This is a genomic window from Crocosphaera sp. (genome assembly GCF_030064895.1).
In the GTDB taxonomy this organism is placed as follows: domain Bacteria; phylum Cyanobacteriota; class Cyanobacteriia; order Cyanobacteriales; family Microcystaceae; genus Crocosphaera.
In genome coordinates, this window is sequence record NZ_JASJEB010000108.1 from 1 (window position 1) to 18,893 (window position 18,893).

Sequence of the window (18,893 nt, forward strand, 5' to 3'; positions counted from 1 at the left end):
ACCAGTAAACAGTTTCGGGATAGTGGCAGTGGAATGTCTCAGGTAACCAGTATTTCTGAGTTAAGAGACGTTTCCCCTACAGACTGGGCCTATGAAGCATTAAGAAGTTTAGTAGAACGTTATGGATGTATTGTCGGTTATCCAGACCGCACCTTCCGAGGTAACCGCGCCACCTCTCGTTGGGAATTTGCTGCTGGTTTAAACGCTTGTTTAAACACCATTGAACGGTTATTACAAGAAAATGTTGCCGTTTTACGGGAAGATATCGAGAAATTAAAGCGGTTAGCACAAGAATTTGAACAAGAATTACTAGCCCTAAAAGCGCGTGTAGATAACTTGGAATCACGGGTTGCTTTCCTCGAAGATCATCAGTTTTCTACCACCACTAAATTGAGAGCGGAAGTCCTATTTACCTTTGCCTCTGCATCTGGGGAAAGAGCCATCGACTCTCGCCAACGGGATGCGATCGAAAACTTTGGTGCAGACGGACGCAGTGCGACCCGACGCATCGATGACAATGCAACTTTAGGGTTTCGGACTAGATTCAATTTTGACAGCAGTTTCTACGGAAAAGACCGTTTAAGGGTCCGTTTTCAGTCTGGAACTATTACCCGATTGGATCGGGCAACCGGAACCACCATGGCCCGTCTAGGACATGATGCTTCTAACGATGCTGATGTAGAACTTAATGATGTTTACTATCGCTTCCCCATTGGCAACTTCCGTGGTTGGGTAGGAACCAGTGCTTTAGATATCGACAATATTTTTGATGTCGGTAACCCTTTAATGGCTAGTGGAGGAAGTGGTGCTTTATCTCGTTTTATGCGTCGTAACCCCCTAGTTTTCCGTGGACCTGAAGGGGTCGGTGCTGGTGCTGAATACACCTTATGGGACGATTTGATCGCTGTCAGAGGTCTTTATCTAGCGGACAACGGAAATAGTCCTGACTTGGGAGAAGGTTTGTTTAACGGTTCCTACAGTGCAGGGGGTCAGTTATCGGCTTATCCAACGGATAGTTTATCTTTTAGCTTTACCTATGTTTTTTCGTATTTTGCTGAAGATGACGTAAACACTACATCTAGTAATGGTAGTCGTGTAGCTAGTGATCCTTTCTTCGATGCAGCTACTCTTCGGGATAGTTATGGTTTGACAGGGGACTGGCGCATTAATGATACGTTCCATTTACACGCTAATGGTGCTTACGCTTTAGCCCGCGCTCAAGGGTTTGCTAATCCGGCTAATGGAGATGATCGCCGTGGTTTAGGGGCTGACTTATGGACTTGGGCCGCTATTTTATCTGCGGTGGATGTCTTTAAGGAAGGTGCTGTATTTTCTATTGGTGGTGGTCAATACGTGACAGCAGAACGGGTTGAGACCCTTCCTGGAGATTTACAATCTATTGACAGAGACACCCCTTATATCATCGAAGCTCAATATAGATATCCTTTGACTGATGGTATTCTCTTAACTCCTGGTTTCTATACTGTGATTAATCCTGAAGGAGATGAAGAGAATAATACTATTTGGGTCGGGGTTTTACGGGCAACTTATAAGTTCTAATAAGTTCTAATTAAACCTCAAAAATTTAAAATCAAGAACGTAGAGGGTTGTGTTAATTTTACCTTCTACGTTTTTTTATTTTTGTGATAAAGTTGTTAAAAATAAGAACTATTTAGATAGCCAATAAATCATTTTTAAGTTAATGTTAAATTGTACAAATAAAAAACATTAAGGAATTGGACTAATGACTTATCAAGTATTACAAGGAAAAAAAGTGGCTGTTTTAGTAGAAACAGAATACATTCATGAAGAAATCCAACATTATAAAATTGCATTTTCAGCTTTAGGCGCACAAGTTGATTTCCTATCTTATCTTTGGGGAGAATCAGAAAGAACCATTGTTAGTGATGTAGATGCTCCAGGAAAACCTATGTATAGTATGGTGGTTGACAAAGATGTTGCCGACTACGACCCTAATAGTTATGATATTGTCTTAATGGCAGCTAATTATTGTGCAGTTCGATTGCGAGAAATTCCCCCAATGGGTAGTTTGGGAAGTATTGACGAATTACAAACCCCACCGGCGGTTCAATTCTATAAAACAGCAATGGAAAACCCTAATATTGTTAAGGGTGCATTATGTCATGGACTATGGATTTTGACCCCTTGTCCAGAGATTTTAACAGGTCGTCGAGTGATTTGTCATACTGTTGTTTTAGCGGATATTCATAATGCAGGGGCAATCTATGTTCCTGATCAAAGTCATATTGTGGTTGATGGTGATTTGGTTACAGGAAGATCAGCAGCAGATTTAGATGCTTACGTTGATGCTATTGTTCAATTAACTATTAGTTAACTTTGGAATTATGAAAGTTTAACTTTGTTTTTATTATGGTTGTTGTCTAACTATGATATGCTACTGTCACGAAATTATAAAATTGAGGATATTAAACCTTGATCAAACATCTTTTAGATAGTCAGAAAAAGCAGCTAAAAAGAGTAGCTTGTTTTCTAACTTTGCTCGTGTTTTTGTTCCTTTCTGGAACCCAAACTGCTCACGCTTTTTTATTCAATAAAAGTGACGTTGAGCTAATTATTCGAGATGTCCCCTATGGACAAACTTGGATTGATCATCTCAACTATGATCTCTTACCTTTTTGGACAACGTATGAAGCTCTTGGTGAAGACGGAAACTACCCAACCTATCGGTGTAACGACGGTTCTTTATACGAGTCGTCTTCTCCTTGTCCAGAATTAGTAACCGCTCCTCCAAGTATTGTTCAACTTGACAGAGATTATGTCCGAGCTAATTCCCGACAAGTCTTTGCTTACGGTATTGCTTATAATCTCACTGGAGATAGCCAATATTTGCAATATGCTAAAGAGGGTGTGGATTACTTAATTGACAATGCTCTGGTTAATATGGGAACCGAAGGAGCTTATACGTATTTTGATCAATATGGGAATGGTCTCCCTGCCCAAGAACAACGTATTAGTCAAGATTTAACCTATGCTCTTTCTGGGTTAGCCTTTTTCTACTATCTCACTCGAGATCCTGATGTTCTACAACATATTGTTAATGTCAAAGATTACATTTTTGACTACTACTATGATGAAGAATGGGGTCTTATTTCCTGGTCTAAAACCAGTTACCAAGACGGAACCATGCAGACTGTGAGTAGTGAGCAAAGAGAGTTGGTTGCTCAACTGGATCAAATTTATGCTTACATGATGTTAGTTACTCCTATCTTACCTACGGATTTTAACGGTGTTAATCTGAAGCAAGCATGGGAGGATGACTTGGTGCATTTAGCCACCATTATGAGTGAACAATTCTACAGTCCCGATAAGAATCTCTTCTGGGGTGCAATTACTGATATTAGTGACAAAACTCTTGAAACAGATCATACAGATTTTGGTCACTCTATCAAAACCTTGTGGTTAATTTATGAAATTGGTAAATTAACTGGAAACTACGACTTGGTCTTGTTTGCTCAAGAAGCAGCACCCCCCATCTTAGAAGAAGCTTATTTACCAGATGGAACCTGGGGAAGCAAACCCATGTTAGATGGAACCGTTAACCCCGATAAGGAATGGTGGATTTTAGCAGAACTCGATCAAGTTGCAGCTACTTTTGCCCTACGAGATCCATCTTACGCTAAATATTTGCCGAATACCTATGCTTTCTGGTTAGATTACATTGTCGATCACACAAATCATGGGGTTTGGCATTTACTCACCTATGATGATTTAACGGGTACTTACAACGTTGATCTGACCTTTCCTAAGCAACATTCTTGGAAAAATGCTTTCCATTCCTTTGAACACGCAATGGTTGGGTATTTAACTGGACAAGAACTTCATGATATGGACAGTGAACTCTACTTTGCTTTTAAAGATGGAATAGCGACTCCTGATGTCACTGAAATTCGTCCTTATACCTATGCAGGTAAAGTCAAATCAATTGCTGATGGTGATGGAGGAGTATCAATTACAGGTTATGGTAAACAGCTTGTAACTTTCACTGATATTAGATAAGTTATCTATTTCTTCTATCAATGAAGTGCGCTCTTTTTGAGCGCACTGCCAAATTATTTGTTGTTTTTGGATACTCTTCCTTATTAAAAGTTATATTAAATTCGCTTATCTGCTCAAATTTCTGCTTGGTTAAGTAAAGAGTATTTGGAAGAAAAAGCTCAAAAAGGATGTTGGGATAAATTTAAACAAGTATTAGATAAAGTTTCAGGTCAAGAAGTAGAAGATTATGATAGATTTTAATTAGATTAAATTATATAATTGATTCCTCATTGTTGGTATTTTTCGTTTAATTTTGGGTTAGTTTTCATACTATTAAACTCCTACAATATATTGGTTTTATGAGTAAGCGATCGCTTCTTGCTTTTCTCTCAAAAGTGTGTTATTCTAAGAATAGAAAGTTACTATGGGAAAAGAGTGCGTCTACGAAAGTGCTTTTCGGGGTCGCCAATGATGATAAATGATTCATCGTTCTATTATTGTTGTAGCAAGTGATAAGGTTTTTATTGGTTATGGGTGTTTTAATATCTGATGAAATTCTCAACGCTTCTGGAATGACTGCTTCAGAGTTTCAAGTTGAAGTGGCTGTTATGTTGTTTCAAACAGATAAGTTAACGTTGGGACAGGCCAGTGATTTAGCGCAACTGGATAGGTTTGAGTTTCAAAATGTGCTGGCAACCAGAAACATACCTATTTATTCCTATGATATAGAAGATTTTAACCTTGATATGAAGAATTTGAAGGAGTTGGGACGACTTTGATAGTTGTTAGTAACACTTCTCCTATCACGAGTTTAGCAGCCATTGGGCAGTTAGACTTACTGCGACAACTTTACGGAAAAATTATCATTCCAGAAGCAGTTTATCGAGAGTTGACAGAAGTTAATTACCCAGTTCCAGGAACAATCGAAGTACAGACTTGCGACTGGATAGAAATAAAGTCACTCGGCGATCGCAACCAACTTTTAGGACTTTTTTCTCAACCCCTTGATGAAGGAGAATCATGGGCTATTGTTCTTACCCTGGAACTATCAGCAGATTTATTATTGATTGATGAGAGACGGGGAAGAAGCGAAGCTAACCGTTTAGGACTGCGCATTACTGGTTTATTGGGAGTTCTTGTAGAGGCTAAACAAAAAAAGTTGATTTCTGCTTTAAAACCTCTATTAGACAGTTTAAAGGAAACTGCTCAATTTAGAGTCACCGAACAACTATATATCAAAATTTTACAGATGGTTGGTGAGGGTTAGATTTAATGGTGAAGTGGGTTTAATGGTATTAAACCCCTACAATATATTGGTTGTATTTATAACTAAATTTATAATTGATTTTTCCAAACTCTAATATCTGTACCAAAACTCCCACTAACAATGGTTCCATCTTCACTGATAGCTACACTATTAACAGTGTCAGAATGATCTTCAAGAGTATGTAATAATTCCCCCGTTGCTAAGTTCCACAGCTTGATAGTACCGTCATGACTTGCACTAAAAATAGTTTGACTATCCTCACTGATCGCAACACTATGAACAGTAGAATGAGAATGACCTCTAAGAGTGCGTAATAAATCTCCTGTTTCTATATTCCACACTTTGATACTACCGTCCGAACTTCCACTAACTATAGTCTGACCATCTCTACTGATAGCTACACTATTAACATCGTAAGAATGACCTTCAAGAGTGTGTAATAAATCCCCGGTTGCTGAATTCCACACTTTGATAGTATCGTCTGCACTTCCACTAACAATAGTTTTACCATCCTTACTGATAGCCACACTACGAACATAGCTAGAGTGACCATTAAGGGTGCGTAATAAGTCCCCTGTAGCTAAATTCCAGACCTTGATAGTATCGTCTGCACTTCCACTAACAATAGTTTGACCATCGTTACTGATAGCTACACTATAAACAGAGGAAGAATGACCTTTAAGGGTGCGTAATAAGTCCCCTGTAGCTAAATTCCACACCTTTATAGTTTGGTCTGAACTACCACTAAGCATAGTCTGACCATCCCTACTGATAGCCACACTTTCAACAGATTGAGAATGATCTTTAAGAGTGTACAATAAATCCCCTGTTGCTGAATTCCAGACCTTGATATTATTGTCATAACTCCCACTAACAATGGTTTGACCATCTCTACTAATAGCTACACTTTCAACAATGGAAGAATGACCTTCAAAAGTGCGTAATAATTTCCCTTTTCCTAAATTCCACACCTTTATAGTATCGTCCCAACTGCCACTAACAATAGTTCGAGCATCTCTACTGATAGCCACACTTTCAACAGGGGAAGAATGACCTTCTAGGGTGCGTAATAATTTCCCTGTTCTTAAATTCCAGACTTTGATAGTATCGTCCCAACTCCCACTAACAATAGTTCGACCATCTCTACTAATAGCCACACTTTTAACAGAGTCAGAATGATCTTCAAGAGTGTGTAATAATTTTTCTGTAGCTAAATTCCAAACTTTGATAATACCGTCTGCACTGCCACTAACAATAGTTCGACCATCTCTACTGATAGCTACACTCTCAACAGAGTCAGAATGATCTTTAAGAGTGCGTAATAAATGTCCTGTGGTTAAATTCCAGACTTTGATAGTATTGTCCTTACTCCCACTAACAATAGTTTGACCATCTCTACTGATAGCCACACTATTAATAATGTCAGAATGACCATTAAGAGTGCGTAATATTTTCCCGGTTTCTATATCCCAAACCTTGATAGTTTTGTCCTCACTGCCACTAACAATGGTATGACCATCTTCACTGATAGCCACACTATTAACATAGCTAGAATGATCTTCAAGAGTGTGTAATAATTCCCCTGTTGCTAAATTCCAGACCTTGATAGTATCGTCTACACTTCCACTAACAATGGTATGACCATCCTCACTAATAGCCACACTGCTAACAAGGAGAGAATGACCATTAAGAGTGCGTAATATTTTCCCGGTTTCTATATTCCATACTTTGATATTTTCACCAGTTCCATAAGTAATTAATTCTTTTTTATCGGGAGTTAAGAGAACTTCATCTCCAGATAATCCAGGGATAAGTCCATCATTAAGATAGTTAGTATTACAAACCTGAATAGTTTTCAAAGAATCTTCATAAGTAGAAGGACAAGAAGAAGAAGCTATGGTGAAGTCTGGTTGAGAGTTCAATAAATAAATCCCTCCTCCCGTTAAACTTAATAGTCCTAAAATTCCTAAACTAATAAACTTGACACTAAATCGTTTTTTCATTTTCTTTTTAATCGGTTTAATTTTATCTTGAGGAACAAGAGAACCAGCAGGTTCTTGCTGAACTTGAACTTTAGTATGGTCAATAATAGAAGGTTGATTAGGAGAAGTTTGCTTAACTATTCGTTGAACTTGAGGAGTAATAGCAGGAGAAATAAGGGGATTTTGTGGTGATGAAAAATTATTATTTACCGATGTATTACTATTTGAATCAAGTAATAAATTAATCCAATCTTGTATAGTTTGCGCTCTATATTTGGGAGACATAGCCAAACCTTTCATGATTGCCTTAGTTACATAATCACTAATATTAGGATTTATCTCATTAGGTATTTTTAAGGAATCTATTTTATGAGTCAAATTATCATTATTTCTTTTTTCTGCATCTTCAGGACTAACCCCAGTTAACATAAAATATAAAGTCGCAGCTAACCCATAAACATCTGTATAAAAACCTGGTTTATTATCTTTATAATCAGGATATATTTGTTCAATGGGACCATATCCTGGAGAATATATTTTTGTATGCTTGACTCTTTTATCAGCAGTATATTCACGAGCAATACCAAAGTCAATTAATACTGCTTCTTTTGTTTGTTCATGAATAATAATATTAGTCGGTTTAATATCTCTGTGTAATATTCCTCTTTCATGAACTCCTTTTAAACCTTCAGCAACCTGCCTAATATACTTTAATGCTTCTGCTTCTAATAATTTTCCCTTTTTATTCACTAACTCCTCAATATTATCCCCAGGAATATATTCCATAACGATACAAGGAAAACGATTATCAGGAATATACTCCTTACACTTAACAATATAAGCATAAATATCACATTTTGCTAAATTCAGAGCTTCTATAACAAAATCTCTCCTAATTTTATCTAGAAATTTTTCAGGTATTTCCTCCTCATTAATGGTCTTAATAACCACCAAATTTTCTTCACTATCCTTAGCTAAATAAGTTAAACCAAAACCCCCTTCCTCTAGCAACTTTTCTATGGTGTAACTATAACTACTACCATCTAACTTATGTCCAGCATTCCATCTACTCATAACAAATAAAGCCAAACTTAAATATATACCCTCCAAGCTAACACGCATTTAAAGAAGGGATTGATAAATTTATTAAAAATTCGGTTATATCAAGATTTCCAGACATTTACCAAAAATGTACCAAAATCTTAATTTTTTCTTTAGGTATGTGCCTTATTGGCGTACAAAATGCGGTGGGGTATACTCGCAAAAAAATTACCGAAAATGTGTTATTATAAAAATTGAAGATAAGTTGGATGTGCTGTAAGTAAAAACGCTATACTAATAAATTAGTATTACAATTATATATTCAAATTAGTCAATTTTAAAGAAGCGATCGCAAAAGGACAATACTGTTAGAAATTAAGTAAACTAATTGCTAATTTCTTGAGGATTAATAACTGATAACTGATAACCGATAACTGACTTCTCAGGGAACCTTCGTAAACAAGTCAACGTCAGCAACAGCATTGACATCTATTTTAGAACATATTTTCAACGACAAAAAGCCGATGAACATTAAACTAACTAACTTCTGAGCAAATAAGTTGACAAACGTTTCAATTGTGCTTAGTATTAGTCGAATGCCATCATTAGCCTTAACCCAAGAATTAATTGATTCTGTCAACCAAGGCAAAACTATAAAAAGTGATTAATTAGTATCTTATGAAAGTCCTGATTGCTGATTTTGATTTATTTAGTAAGGTTGGCGGTGGTCAAACCTTTTATCGCAGTATTATTAAAAAAAATCCTCAAATTGAGTTTTATTACATTGCCGAAAAAGAGCCTTTAAACACAGCGAGACCGGCAAATGCTAGAGCTATTCCCTATAAAGAGCAATTTTTACTTAGTAACTTTAAAAACTTCTTTGAAGTTACACCTCCTAAATGGGTAGAACGTGCTTTTGTTATGGCTAGTAATATTGCTGCCTCTGCTGCTAATCAAGAATTTGATCTAGTTGATGTTCCAGACTACGATCAATGGGGACTGTTTTTAAAACCAGCATTACAACAGTATCAAGTAAAATTTAACCGCGTTGCACTATCAATGCACGGTAAAATATCGAAAACCCTTCGCTTAGATTGGTTTGACTGGGGTAAAGCTAATATTCCTCTCGATCTGCAAGAAAAAATGCAGTATAAAGTAGTGGATCTTCGCTATGGAATTAGTAAAAGTTATCTGGATGAATGGCAAGAAGATATCCCAGAATTAAACAATTATTATTACCATCCCCTACACTTCTTTGATCTTCCTCGACCCACTCGCTGTTTACCTTCCGAACAAGCTCCAACCCTCAACTTTATAGGAAGAACAGAGAGAAGAAAAGGCCCCGATATTTTTATCGATTTAGTCTGGTGGTTACCCGAAACTAGCTATAATAAAGCGCAAATTATTGGACCCCATAGTTACAACTATAACAATACACAATCCTCTGAAAGTTATCTCCAAAAAATGATTCAGAATCGTCAGAGTAATCTGGTGATATGTCCTCCCATGAAACGGGGAGAATTGACGGAATTATTTGCCAATAAATCATTAAATATCTTACCTTCTCGATACGATACCCTCAATTTAGTTGCCTTAGAATCTCTATTTTCAGGTTGTCCCACGGCAGTAGGAAATGGTGCAGGGGTTTGTCGTTTCCTAGAAGAAACTTTCCCAGAGGTTCCTTTTGTTACCATCGATGTTGATGATATTTATACCTGTATTCCTGATCTGCAAAACATTTTAGATAACTACGAAAGTTATCGCGAAAATTTAGTCAAACAGTTATCACAAGCTAATTTAGAAGTAACCGACCCCAACCTAGAAGAGATATATAACTGTTCCACCGCTTCTGATACAGAAACCCAAGAAGAAGTAGCCCAGTGGTACAGTCAATTATTCTCCTATTGGGAATCTTGTCAAAAAGGTTTTAGCATATCGAAAATACCTGGGGTTAAAGTAGTCAAGAAGCAAATTAAAGCCCAAATTAAACCCACCTATAAACAACTGAAAAAGACCTTACTGGAAACCAAAGATAAATTAAAAAGACCCCTAGAAGAAACTAAAACTGCCCAAACTTTAAAATCAACTCAATTATTTGAACGGTATAAATATACCTTTAATGCCTCAGAATTGAATCAAAAAGACTTAGGGAATAAAGTTAAAGAATGCTGGAAACTTGCCTCAGCTTTTGGGTCAGAAGAACAAGGATGGCGCGATAAACTTAAAAATGGTTATCGGATCGACCGTGTTCGGGCCTGGCGAGAAATTTCCCGTGTGGAAGAATTACGGGGTAATGACTTAGTAGCAGCTACCTACAAATTACGGGGGTTACGGCTGTTAGACGGCGATCGCTTCGGGGATCTTCCCTATGTCCTCAAGGTGTTACAAGGAAAAGGATTTACCCATGAAGCCCAGGTAGTCGAAGCTATGTACGGCAAAATAGGGCAACGGGAAGAAAGGTGTTACGATTTGATTGAAAAAGCCCGTCAAGATAATTTACACAACTCAGAGTGGGAATATGAAATTGTGGATGATCGCCGTGATAAATCCCAGTATCGCGTCAGTGTCATAGTTTCTTTGTACAATGCTGCCGATAAACTCCCCTTATTCCTGAAAACCCTACAGAGTCAAACCCTAATGCAGTCAGGGCAAGGTGAGGTTATTTTAGTGGATAGTGGTTCACCAGGAGACGAATACAAAGTCTTCAAACAACTGGCCTCAGAATTAAATCTATCGGTGCTTTATGTGCGATCGCAGGATAGAGAGACTATTCAAACTGCTTGGAATCGAGGTATTTCTTTAGCAAAATCTCCTTATTTATCCTTCTTAGGTGTGGATGAAACTATCTTACCCGATGCCTTAGAAACCTTAGCCAATGAGTTAGATGAAAGCCCAGAAATTGATTGGGTCATCGGTCATAGTTTAGTCACAAATGTAGATAAAAAAGGTAGTTGGGTGAGCGATGTTATGTCCTATAATCGCGCCCCTTACCAACAAGATTTAATCTATCTAGAAACTTGTTATTTATCTTGGGTAGGTGCGTTATATCGTCGCTCAATTCATGACCGTTTTGGTTACTATGATGGCACCTTCAGAGGGGCAGGGGATACAGAATTTAAGAGTCGAGTTTTACCCCAGATTAAAAGCAAAGTTATTGATAAGAACTTAGGGGTTTTTTGGAATTATCCCGACGAAAGAACTACCCAAAGTCCGGCTGCTGAAATCGAGGATATGAGAGCTTGGTATGTTCATCGCACCTTAGCTGGTGTTCGCTATGCTTTTGCCAATCGTAGTGCAGAAGAATTAGAACAATTAATTTACCTATCTCTAGCCTATCGTAAATCCTATTGTGGTCATACCAGTAGTGATTTAGAATACGCTTACAATCTCAGTTTATACCTCAAAGAAATTAATCCCCAAGCCAAAGCTTTACAGTATTTCAAAGGTATTGAAAACTTATTAAAAGCTTATCGTTCTTTAGACTGGATGCCCAAATTATCTCGATTTTCACCCTTAGGACAAGTTCTACAAACTCGAAAATTAGCCAAACAAATCGAACAAGAACATTTAGGAACATGGGATGAAGAAAAAAGCTTAGGATTCAAACCAGATTATCGAATTTTTAACGATAATCGTCACGAACAGCACGCATTTTTATGGTTAACTAAATTGGAGAAAACTGAATCATGAAACAACTCAAAGAATGGTTAAAATTCAAACTCAGTAAAGCCTTAGCCCCAGACATTGATAAACAATTAGGATTCACTCAAAGACTCAATCAAGAACTAGAAGAAATCCGAATGTATGGCCTTTCTCCTTGGTATGAAGGCAACTTTTGGGAACCTCCTGTACAATTAGTCTTAAGAGATTTATGCCGTCCTGGGGATGTAGTTTTTGATGTGGGAGCAAACTTCGGCGGTTTAACCACAGTTATGTCGCGAATGGTGGGTCCAAAAGGAGTAGTTTGTTCCTTTGAAGCGAGTCCCCGTATTGTTGATAAATGTCAACGTAATATTGTACTCAGTGGGTGTAGTAATGTGCAGTTATTTCACGCTGCGGTTTATTATAGATCCTACAGCACAGTTCCCATTTATTTAGGTAGTCATCTCAACGATAGTATCTACGCAGAACAATCCACAGGTACTCAAGGTTATGAGATTTCAACTATTGCTTTAGATGATTTTGTTAATCATACTCAATTAGTACCAAATCTAGTCAAAATGGACATCGAAGGGGCAGAATTTGATGCCATTAAAGGAATGTCCAAAACCATTGAATCTGCTAAACCCCATCTAATCTTAGAAACCCAACCAGAAGACACTCGTTGTTTAGATTTCTTATTACAAAAAGGATATATTTCTATTGATTTGAATACCTATCAAATCATCGAAAATGCTCAAGATTATCCCCCAGGAGTCGGTATCCGAAATAATCTTTATATCCATCAAGAACGTTTATCAGAAGTAGCTTATTGTCCTCCTTTTGAGTTCCAGGAAGTAACCACGTTAGAAGCAGGAGATTTTCAGACCAAAGAAAATGGTTCAATTGGCTTAAAAAATCCTTTAATTTTGGATAAAGGACGCTACTTAATCGATGTTGTTTTTACAGCACAAGGAACCGATAACGACTTAACTTGTGGGGTTAAAATAGGCGATAAACCTATTTTCCGTTACCACGCTTACAGTAACTTATTAGCTTCTAGTTATCGTGACTGGGTAATTCATCTTTCTGAGACATCAAAAATTGATCTCTATTTCGATTTTCTTAATGAGACTTTCGATGATACCCTCTCGGTTCAAGGAGCAAGAATTACCGAAATTACTGACTTTAAAAATGCTAATACCAATCTTTACTTTTAGAACTAAATTATCATTATAACCACCCATTAATTGAACATTATGTTAGTTCCAGTTTTTAGTTTTATTCTAGGGTCTGTTATATCAGGCTTTGCTTTCCTTTCCTATACCAATCATTCTAGCTTAAAAAATTTTCCTACCCTTTACAAGCTGAGTAATAACCCTTTGTTCACTTGGGGAATGAGTTGTCTTGCCATTACTTTAATGTTGGGAATAGTTGGTTATTTTGGTTATCTTCCTGCCAACTCTTTAAGAACCGTGAGAATTTGTTTAGGTCTTTCAGGAATTTTTCTCCTAGGCTTTAACTATGTAAAGACAACTAATTTGAAACTGAATAATCGCCTCAAAATTGTTTATCAACTAACTAATAAAGCTATCTCTATTTTATCTTTTGTTAAGGTAACAACGGTTTTAACTATTTTATCTGCATTAGTTCTAACCTCTATCTTTTTAATTAGCTTTTTTGATGCCAATTATGGGGGAGATGCTTTCATGTATCATATTCCCTTTGCTGCGAGAATTTGGGGTATTATTTCTCCAGAACAATTTACGTTTGAAAAAAATATTGAGCATCGTTTGTTAGGATTTCCCTTACTAGCTAATTGGTTTCAAGGTTTATTTTGGACTGTTTTCCAGCGACCAGAAGCTACTAATTTATTGTGTTATTTTAGCTTATTAAGTTTTATCGCCTATCTCAAATTTTATGTCAAAATACCTTTTTATTTAGCCTCTGTTTCTCTGTTAGCTATACCAATGGTTCATATGCACGCAGCGAGAAGCTATATTGATTTACCTGGTAATGTTTTTGTTTCTATTCTGATCCTAACCACCTACTTTTTATACATCAATAAAGTTCAGTTTAACCTACAAACTTCTTTTATCATCTTTATATCAGCAGCTATGGCAGCTAATATGAAGTTTCAATTAATTCCCATTGTTTTCTTAATTTTGTGTTTTGTTTTACTGAAAATTATTCTTCAATCTTGGAAAGCTTATGCTAACGATCAAGATAGATTGATTAAATTATCAAAAACCTTATTACTCTGCTGCTTAGCAAGTATCATCATCTTTCTAACTCCCATTAAAAATATAGTACTTTATGCTAATCCATTTTATCCAGTTAAAGTAGAAATTGCAGGGATTGTTCTCAATCATAATGAAGCCGCTCCTAGCTTCATGCACGAAAATATTAAGAAACTTCCTCGTCATTTACGTTGGGGAAAATCGGTGTTAGAAATTGATGCGTTTGATAGCAGAAGACCTTGGCCCTGGACTTTAGGAATGGACTTTATTTCTTGGGATGAAGAAAGATTTGGTATGGGGGGATATTTTGGCGGTTATGTGATTTTTAACCTTCTTTTATTTATCTATTTATGTTGGCGAAACTTTGACATTGAATCTAAGATAGCTGCAACAGTAATGGCCTTAATGACCTTATTTACTCCCCTATTACCCCAAGCTTATGAACTAAGATATTATATGTATTGGATGATAGTTTTTGTTAGCTTAAACTGTTATTTAACCTGTCGTCTTATTCAACAAAAACCCTCTCAAAAGTTTATAAATCCTAGGAATTTGGGTTTAGTAGCTACCGTTTTTATGATCATTTTTATCACCAAAACTCGCTACTTTTATACTATTCCTGAGTTTGCTTCTTTTGATAAACAAGTGCAAAGGACAGATATCATTGACCAAGATATGCTAGGAAGTATTAAAGCTGGAGAAAAAGTTTGTATTATCGGCAAAGCACCTCATCCATTTTTATACACATCCTATTTTCATCCTTCTCGTGAATACTCAGTGATGGCTGAATTTAATTTACCAGACGTTTTTGAAGAACGATGTGAAGGGAGAAGAATATTACAATAACCTTACTAAGTTTGTTGTTATTTCACAAAATAATCATTGCTCCTTATTCATTAAAAACATTGGTTTAACTAATGCTAAAATTTGAAAAATTTCCTATTTACTCTTTAATTATTGTTCTCACATTAACTTTTTTATTAAGGGTGTTGTTTTTAGGAACTATACCTAATGGTTTATTTACTGATGAAGCATCCAATGCTTATGATGCTTATTCAATTCTTCACACCTTACGAGATCAATATGGAGAGTTTTTACCGAGGTATTTTAAATCAGCTAATGATTACCGTGAAGGACTTTATATGTACCTCATGGTTCCTTTTATTAAAATCTTTGGCTTAAACCCTTTCGGGGCAAGAATTACTTCTGCTGTGATTGGAACCTTAACAGTTTTTATTGTTTATCATCTTGCAAAAGAAATTTTTAATCAAAAAGTTGGTTTATTATCTGCTTTATTCTTAGCAATATTACCTTGGCATATTCATTTTAGTCGTGTTACTTTCAGAGCTATTTTAGTTCCCTGTTTATTTTGTTTAGCTCTTTTATTATTTTACAAAAGTTTTAAACATCCTAAGTGGTTGGTTGTATCTAGCTTTTTGTTTGCTATTAGTATCTATACCTATAATTCTGCTAGGGTTTTTGTTCCCTTATTTTTGTTAGGATTGGCTGCTATATATTGGGAACATCTTTGGAAAAATCGATATTATACAATTTGCAGTTTTATTACTTTTTCTATACTATTTATTCCTCAACTTATTTATCAATTATCTCCGGAAGGAATGGCTAGAGCTAATACAGTAGGAATTCACACAGATTTTAACAAAATTGTTAGTGATTATTTTTCCTATTTTAGTTTTGATTTCTTATTTTTTGAAGGTGATCCAAGTCCTCGTCATAAAATTAATAATGTGGCTGGACTTTACTCATTTCAAATTCCCTTAGTTTTACTAGGTTTTTTACTACTCATTAAGGAAAAAGGCTATCAAAAATGGGTATTATACTTATGGTTAATATTATATCCCATACCTGCTGCTTTTATCTCCCCAGAAAGTGCTGTTAGAACCTTAGTAGTAACTCCATTATTTGCTATAATTTCTGGTTATGCTGTTGGTAAAATAGCCGACTTTTCTCAAGGTGTTTGGAAACAACTTTTTACTTTTTTGCTCATAGGAGTTATCTTCGCTAATTTAGTTATTTATTCTCAGCGATACGTATTTGACTATCCCCGTTGGCATACAGATGTTTGGCTATCAACTTTAGGAGAAACCATCAGCTATGCTGATAAAACTTCTTATGAATGTATTATTTATAGTGATCATGTTTATGGGAGTTATGCTTATATAATGATCCCATTTTTTACCAAAATGCCTCCTTCTCAGTATCATCAATATGGGGTAGATATTGTTCAATCTAAATTAGATATGGGAAGATGGAAAATTAAAGATTTAGAAAAATTAGAAACATTTAATTCCCACTGTCTTTATGTTCTTTATGGTGAGTCCAATACTGATAACCCCAAAGGGGAGGATGGAGCAATTATAGATAATAAGGGTTATCAAGAAAAATTTATTCATTCTTTCAAAGACATTAATGATGTTGAACGTTATCGTTTAGTTGAAATTGAGAAAAAGACTTAAATCATAGTTTGTTTTTTCATCCATTCTCTAATAGACTTTCAAAAAGTATCTCTTCCTCTATATTTTACCTAATTATTGGAAAAATATTTTAATAGATTTATAGATTTCTTCTGGAGATTCTTCGGGTAAAAAATGTCCACAACTAATAGCTTTCCCTTGAACATTTATAGCTCTTTTTTGCCAACTTTCAATAACATCATATTTCTTTTCAATAACCCCCTTATCACCCCATAAAACTAATAAAGGACATTCTATTTTCTTATCAATATCTTGGCGATCATGTTCTAAATCCATAGTAGCTGATGCTCGATAATCTTCGCAAGTTCCGTGAACTGTTTGAGGATCACGAAAACATCTTAAATATTCTGCCATTACCTCTGGAGTAAACGCTGATTTAGTTTTACTCCAACTTTGTAAACAATGGGTTAGAAAAAAGTCAGGATTATTATTAATTAAAGTCTCAGGGAAAGGAAAAGGTTGAATCAAAAAAAACCAATGATAATAAGCAGTAGCAAATTCTTGATCTGTTGTCGTGTACATTTGATAGGTTGGTGCAATATCTAATAAAGCTAATTTTTTGACTTTATGCGGATAATCTAAGGTTAAACGGTGAGCAACCCTTCCCCCGCGGTCGTGTCCTACTAGGTAGAATTCTTCATATCCTAATTGAGACATAACTTCTATTTGATCTGCTGCCATGACTCGTTTAGAATAGTTAGAATGGTTTGGCGTTCCTGATGGCTTATCACTGTCTCCATAACCCCTTAAATCAGGTATAATGACAGTAAAGTTTTCAGCTAACCTCCAGGCAATTTTATGCCACATTACATGGGTTTGAGGATAGCCATGTAATAATAAGATTGGATAACCTTCCCCTCCTTTCAGGAGATTAATTTTGACCTCTGAAGTTTGTATAACTAAATTTTGAAAATTGGCAAACATTGACATAATATTAGTTTTGATTTTAACTTTATACTAGGTCAAATAGGTTACAAAATGTTGAAAAAATTAGTATTCTTTACTTTTAGTTGATAATCATGGCCATTGAAATTGAGCGTAAATTTTTAATAATTAATGATAGTTGGCGTTCTTTAGGACTAGGAAAAGTTTATAAACAAGGTTACATTGCAACAGTAGATAAAATGACGACTATTCGAGTCAGAATAATTGGAGAAGAAGCTTATCTGACTATTAAAAGTAAAACAGAAGGAATTAGTCGTAATGAATTTGAGTATCCTATTCCTTTAGAAGATGCTCAAATGATGTTAGATACCTTATGCGATCGCCCTTTAATTGAGAAGATTCGTTATAAAATTAACTACGATAATTTACTGTGGGAAGTAGATGAATTTCAAGGTGAAAATCAAGGACTAATTATAGCAGAAGTTGAATTAGAAAATGAAAGTCAAACCATAAATATTCCTGACTGGGTAGGAAAAGAAGTTAGTCATGATCCAAGGTACTATAACGTTAACTTAGCTAAACATCCTTACCAAACATGGTAAATCAAGCGATCATTATCACAGTTAATCAACTTAGAAAAATATATAATGAAGTGTTCTATAAATTAGATGCTTTTTATATCTAATCATTCCAAAAAAGTAAAGCTCATTAATGGTATCCCCTTTACCAAGCAATTAAAGGTATCTGTGAAGAATACCCTCAAAAAAATTATAGAAAAACCAAAGATTTTATTAAAACAATTCCTGGGATGGATCTCCATAATAAATATCAGAATTATTTAACGGATAAAAAAAAGTTTATCGTTATATTGACTTTGCAAAATAAATAGAGTCAGCACAAATTTAGCGCAACTATCATAGCCTACTAAACCCCATATTGCCCTTAATTTTAGTAAAATTTCAGGATATAGGGGTTCAATTTATTCAGTAAAAATATGGTCGACAGACTACTTAATAAATCTAAACAATGATAGATCTACCGAATTTTAAAATCCTATGTTTTAATGGACTTGCTTCGGGTAGTTGAATTCACTTAATTCATATCTTAATCAATCCATAAAGGAGGAAAAAATGAATTATAAAAGTCTTTTTGGTCTCAGCGTGGTCATTTTAGTAAACTTTCTACCATTAAATAAAGCCAATGCTTTAAGAGACTGTTTGTAAAGAAAAGATAAAGAAATTAGGCGGCACAGATTTGTGGTTATAAAACTATGGAATAAGTTTTTATGACAGTTTTATGAAGAGACGTTCTTATCCGTCAGATATAA

Annotated in this window: 12 protein-coding genes; 10 read left to right on the top strand and 2 right to left on the bottom strand. The window is 35.5% G+C overall.

What is annotated here, in order from left to right:
* The 5 genes from QNJ66_RS20570 to QNJ66_RS20590 all read left to right on the top strand — a co-directional run.
* Positions 1–1,560, top strand: a 1,560-nt coding sequence (locus QNJ66_RS20570; protein WP_300510287.1) for an iron uptake porin, incomplete at its 5' end; no start/stop codon positions are given.
* Between the two features lie 184 nt (positions 1,561–1,744).
* Positions 1,745–2,356 carry a DJ-1/PfpI family protein gene (locus QNJ66_RS20575; protein WP_300510289.1) on the top strand — a complete coding sequence of 204 codons (612 nt, stop codon included), beginning with the start codon at positions 1,745–1,747 and terminating at the stop codon, positions 2,354–2,356.
* A gap of 98 nt (positions 2,357–2,454) precedes the next feature.
* Entirely contained in the window at positions 2,455–4,038 is a 1,584-nt protein-coding gene (locus QNJ66_RS20580) for an AGE family epimerase/isomerase (RefSeq protein ID WP_300510291.1), read from the top strand.
* 509 nt (positions 4,039–4,547) lie between these two features.
* Complete coding sequence (locus QNJ66_RS20585; protein ID WP_300510292.1) at positions 4,548–4,796, top strand: UPF0175 family protein; 249 nt, start codon at positions 4,548–4,550, stop codon at positions 4,794–4,796.
* Entirely contained in the window at positions 4,793–5,284 is a 492-nt protein-coding gene (locus QNJ66_RS20590; RefSeq protein WP_300510294.1) for a DUF3368 domain-containing protein, read from the top strand. Before QNJ66_RS20585 ends, QNJ66_RS20590 begins: the two co-directional genes overlap by 4 nt.
* Before the next feature lie 68 nt (positions 5,285–5,352).
* Here QNJ66_RS20590 and QNJ66_RS20595 read toward each other — a convergent pair whose 3' ends face one another.
* Complete coding sequence (locus QNJ66_RS20595; protein WP_300510296.1) at positions 5,353–8,340, bottom strand: serine/threonine-protein kinase; 2,988 nt, start codon at positions 8,338–8,340, stop codon at positions 5,353–5,355.
* 645 nt (positions 8,341–8,985) lie between these two features.
* Here QNJ66_RS20595 and QNJ66_RS20600 point away from each other — a divergent pair.
* The 4 genes from QNJ66_RS20600 to QNJ66_RS20615 all read left to right on the top strand — a co-directional run bounded on the left by QNJ66_RS20600 (position 8,986) and on the right by QNJ66_RS20615 (position 16,663).
* Positions 8,986–11,997: a glycosyltransferase gene (locus QNJ66_RS20600; protein ID WP_300510298.1), complete on the top strand. Its 3,012-nt coding sequence runs from the start codon at positions 8,986–8,988 to the stop codon at positions 11,995–11,997.
* Positions 11,994–13,166, top strand: a complete 1,173-nt coding sequence (locus tag QNJ66_RS20605; protein ID WP_300510300.1) for an FkbM family methyltransferase — start codon at positions 11,994–11,996, stop codon at positions 13,164–13,166. Before QNJ66_RS20600 ends, QNJ66_RS20605 begins: the two co-directional genes overlap by 4 nt.
* A gap of 177 nt (positions 13,167–13,343) precedes the next feature.
* Positions 13,344–15,032 carry a hypothetical protein gene (locus tag QNJ66_RS20610; protein ID WP_300510302.1) on the top strand — a complete coding sequence of 563 codons (1,689 nt, stop codon included), beginning with the start codon at positions 13,344–13,346 and terminating at the stop codon, positions 15,030–15,032.
* Positions 15,033–15,103: 71 nt separating this feature from the next.
* The gene (locus tag QNJ66_RS20615) at positions 15,104–16,663 is read left to right on the top strand and encodes a glycosyltransferase family 39 protein (RefSeq protein WP_300510304.1); all 1,560 of its coding nucleotides are present in this window, start codon (positions 15,104–15,106) and stop codon (positions 16,661–16,663) included.
* Between the two features lie 72 nt (positions 16,664–16,735).
* On the opposite strand, the gene QNJ66_RS20620 is transcribed toward QNJ66_RS20615, so the two are convergent.
* Entirely contained in the window at positions 16,736–17,605 is an 870-nt protein-coding gene (locus QNJ66_RS20620) for an alpha/beta hydrolase (RefSeq protein ID WP_300510307.1), read from the bottom strand.
* Positions 17,606–17,700: 95 nt separating this feature from the next.
* Here QNJ66_RS20620 and QNJ66_RS20625 point away from each other — a divergent pair, with 95 nt between their 5' ends.
* On the top strand, positions 17,701–18,168 hold the full coding sequence (locus QNJ66_RS20625) for a CYTH domain-containing protein (protein ID WP_300510305.1): 468 nt from the start codon (positions 17,701–17,703) through the stop codon (positions 18,166–18,168).
* Positions 18,169–18,893: the final 725 nt, after the last annotated feature.

Excerpts from the sequence above, each read along its gene's own strand:
- QNJ66_RS20575 (WP_300510289.1), top strand. The coding sequence starts at position 1,745 with ATGACTTATCAAGTATTACAAGGAAAAAAAGTGGCTGTTTTAGTAGAA.
- QNJ66_RS20585 (WP_300510292.1), top strand. The coding sequence starts at position 4,548 with ATGGGTGTTTTAATATCTGATGAAATTCTCAACGCTTCTGGAATGACT.
- QNJ66_RS20595 (WP_300510296.1), bottom strand. The coding sequence starts at position 8,340 with ATGAGTAGATGGAATGCTGGACATAAGTTAGATGGTAGTAGTTATAGT.
- QNJ66_RS20600 (WP_300510298.1), top strand. The coding sequence starts at position 8,986 with ATGAAAGTCCTGATTGCTGATTTTGATTTATTTAGTAAGGTTGGCGGT.
- QNJ66_RS20605 (WP_300510300.1), top strand. The coding sequence starts at position 11,994 with ATGAAACAACTCAAAGAATGGTTAAAATTCAAACTCAGTAAAGCCTTA.
- QNJ66_RS20610 (WP_300510302.1), top strand. The coding sequence starts at position 13,344 with ATGAGTTGTCTTGCCATTACTTTAATGTTGGGAATAGTTGGTTATTTT.
- QNJ66_RS20615 (WP_300510304.1), top strand. The coding sequence starts at position 15,104 with ATGCTAAAATTTGAAAAATTTCCTATTTACTCTTTAATTATTGTTCTC.
- QNJ66_RS20620 (WP_300510307.1), bottom strand. The coding sequence starts at position 17,605 with ATGTTTGCCAATTTTCAAAATTTAGTTATACAAACTTCAGAGGTCAAA.
- QNJ66_RS20625 (WP_300510305.1), top strand. The coding sequence starts at position 17,701 with ATGGCCATTGAAATTGAGCGTAAATTTTTAATAATTAATGATAGTTGG.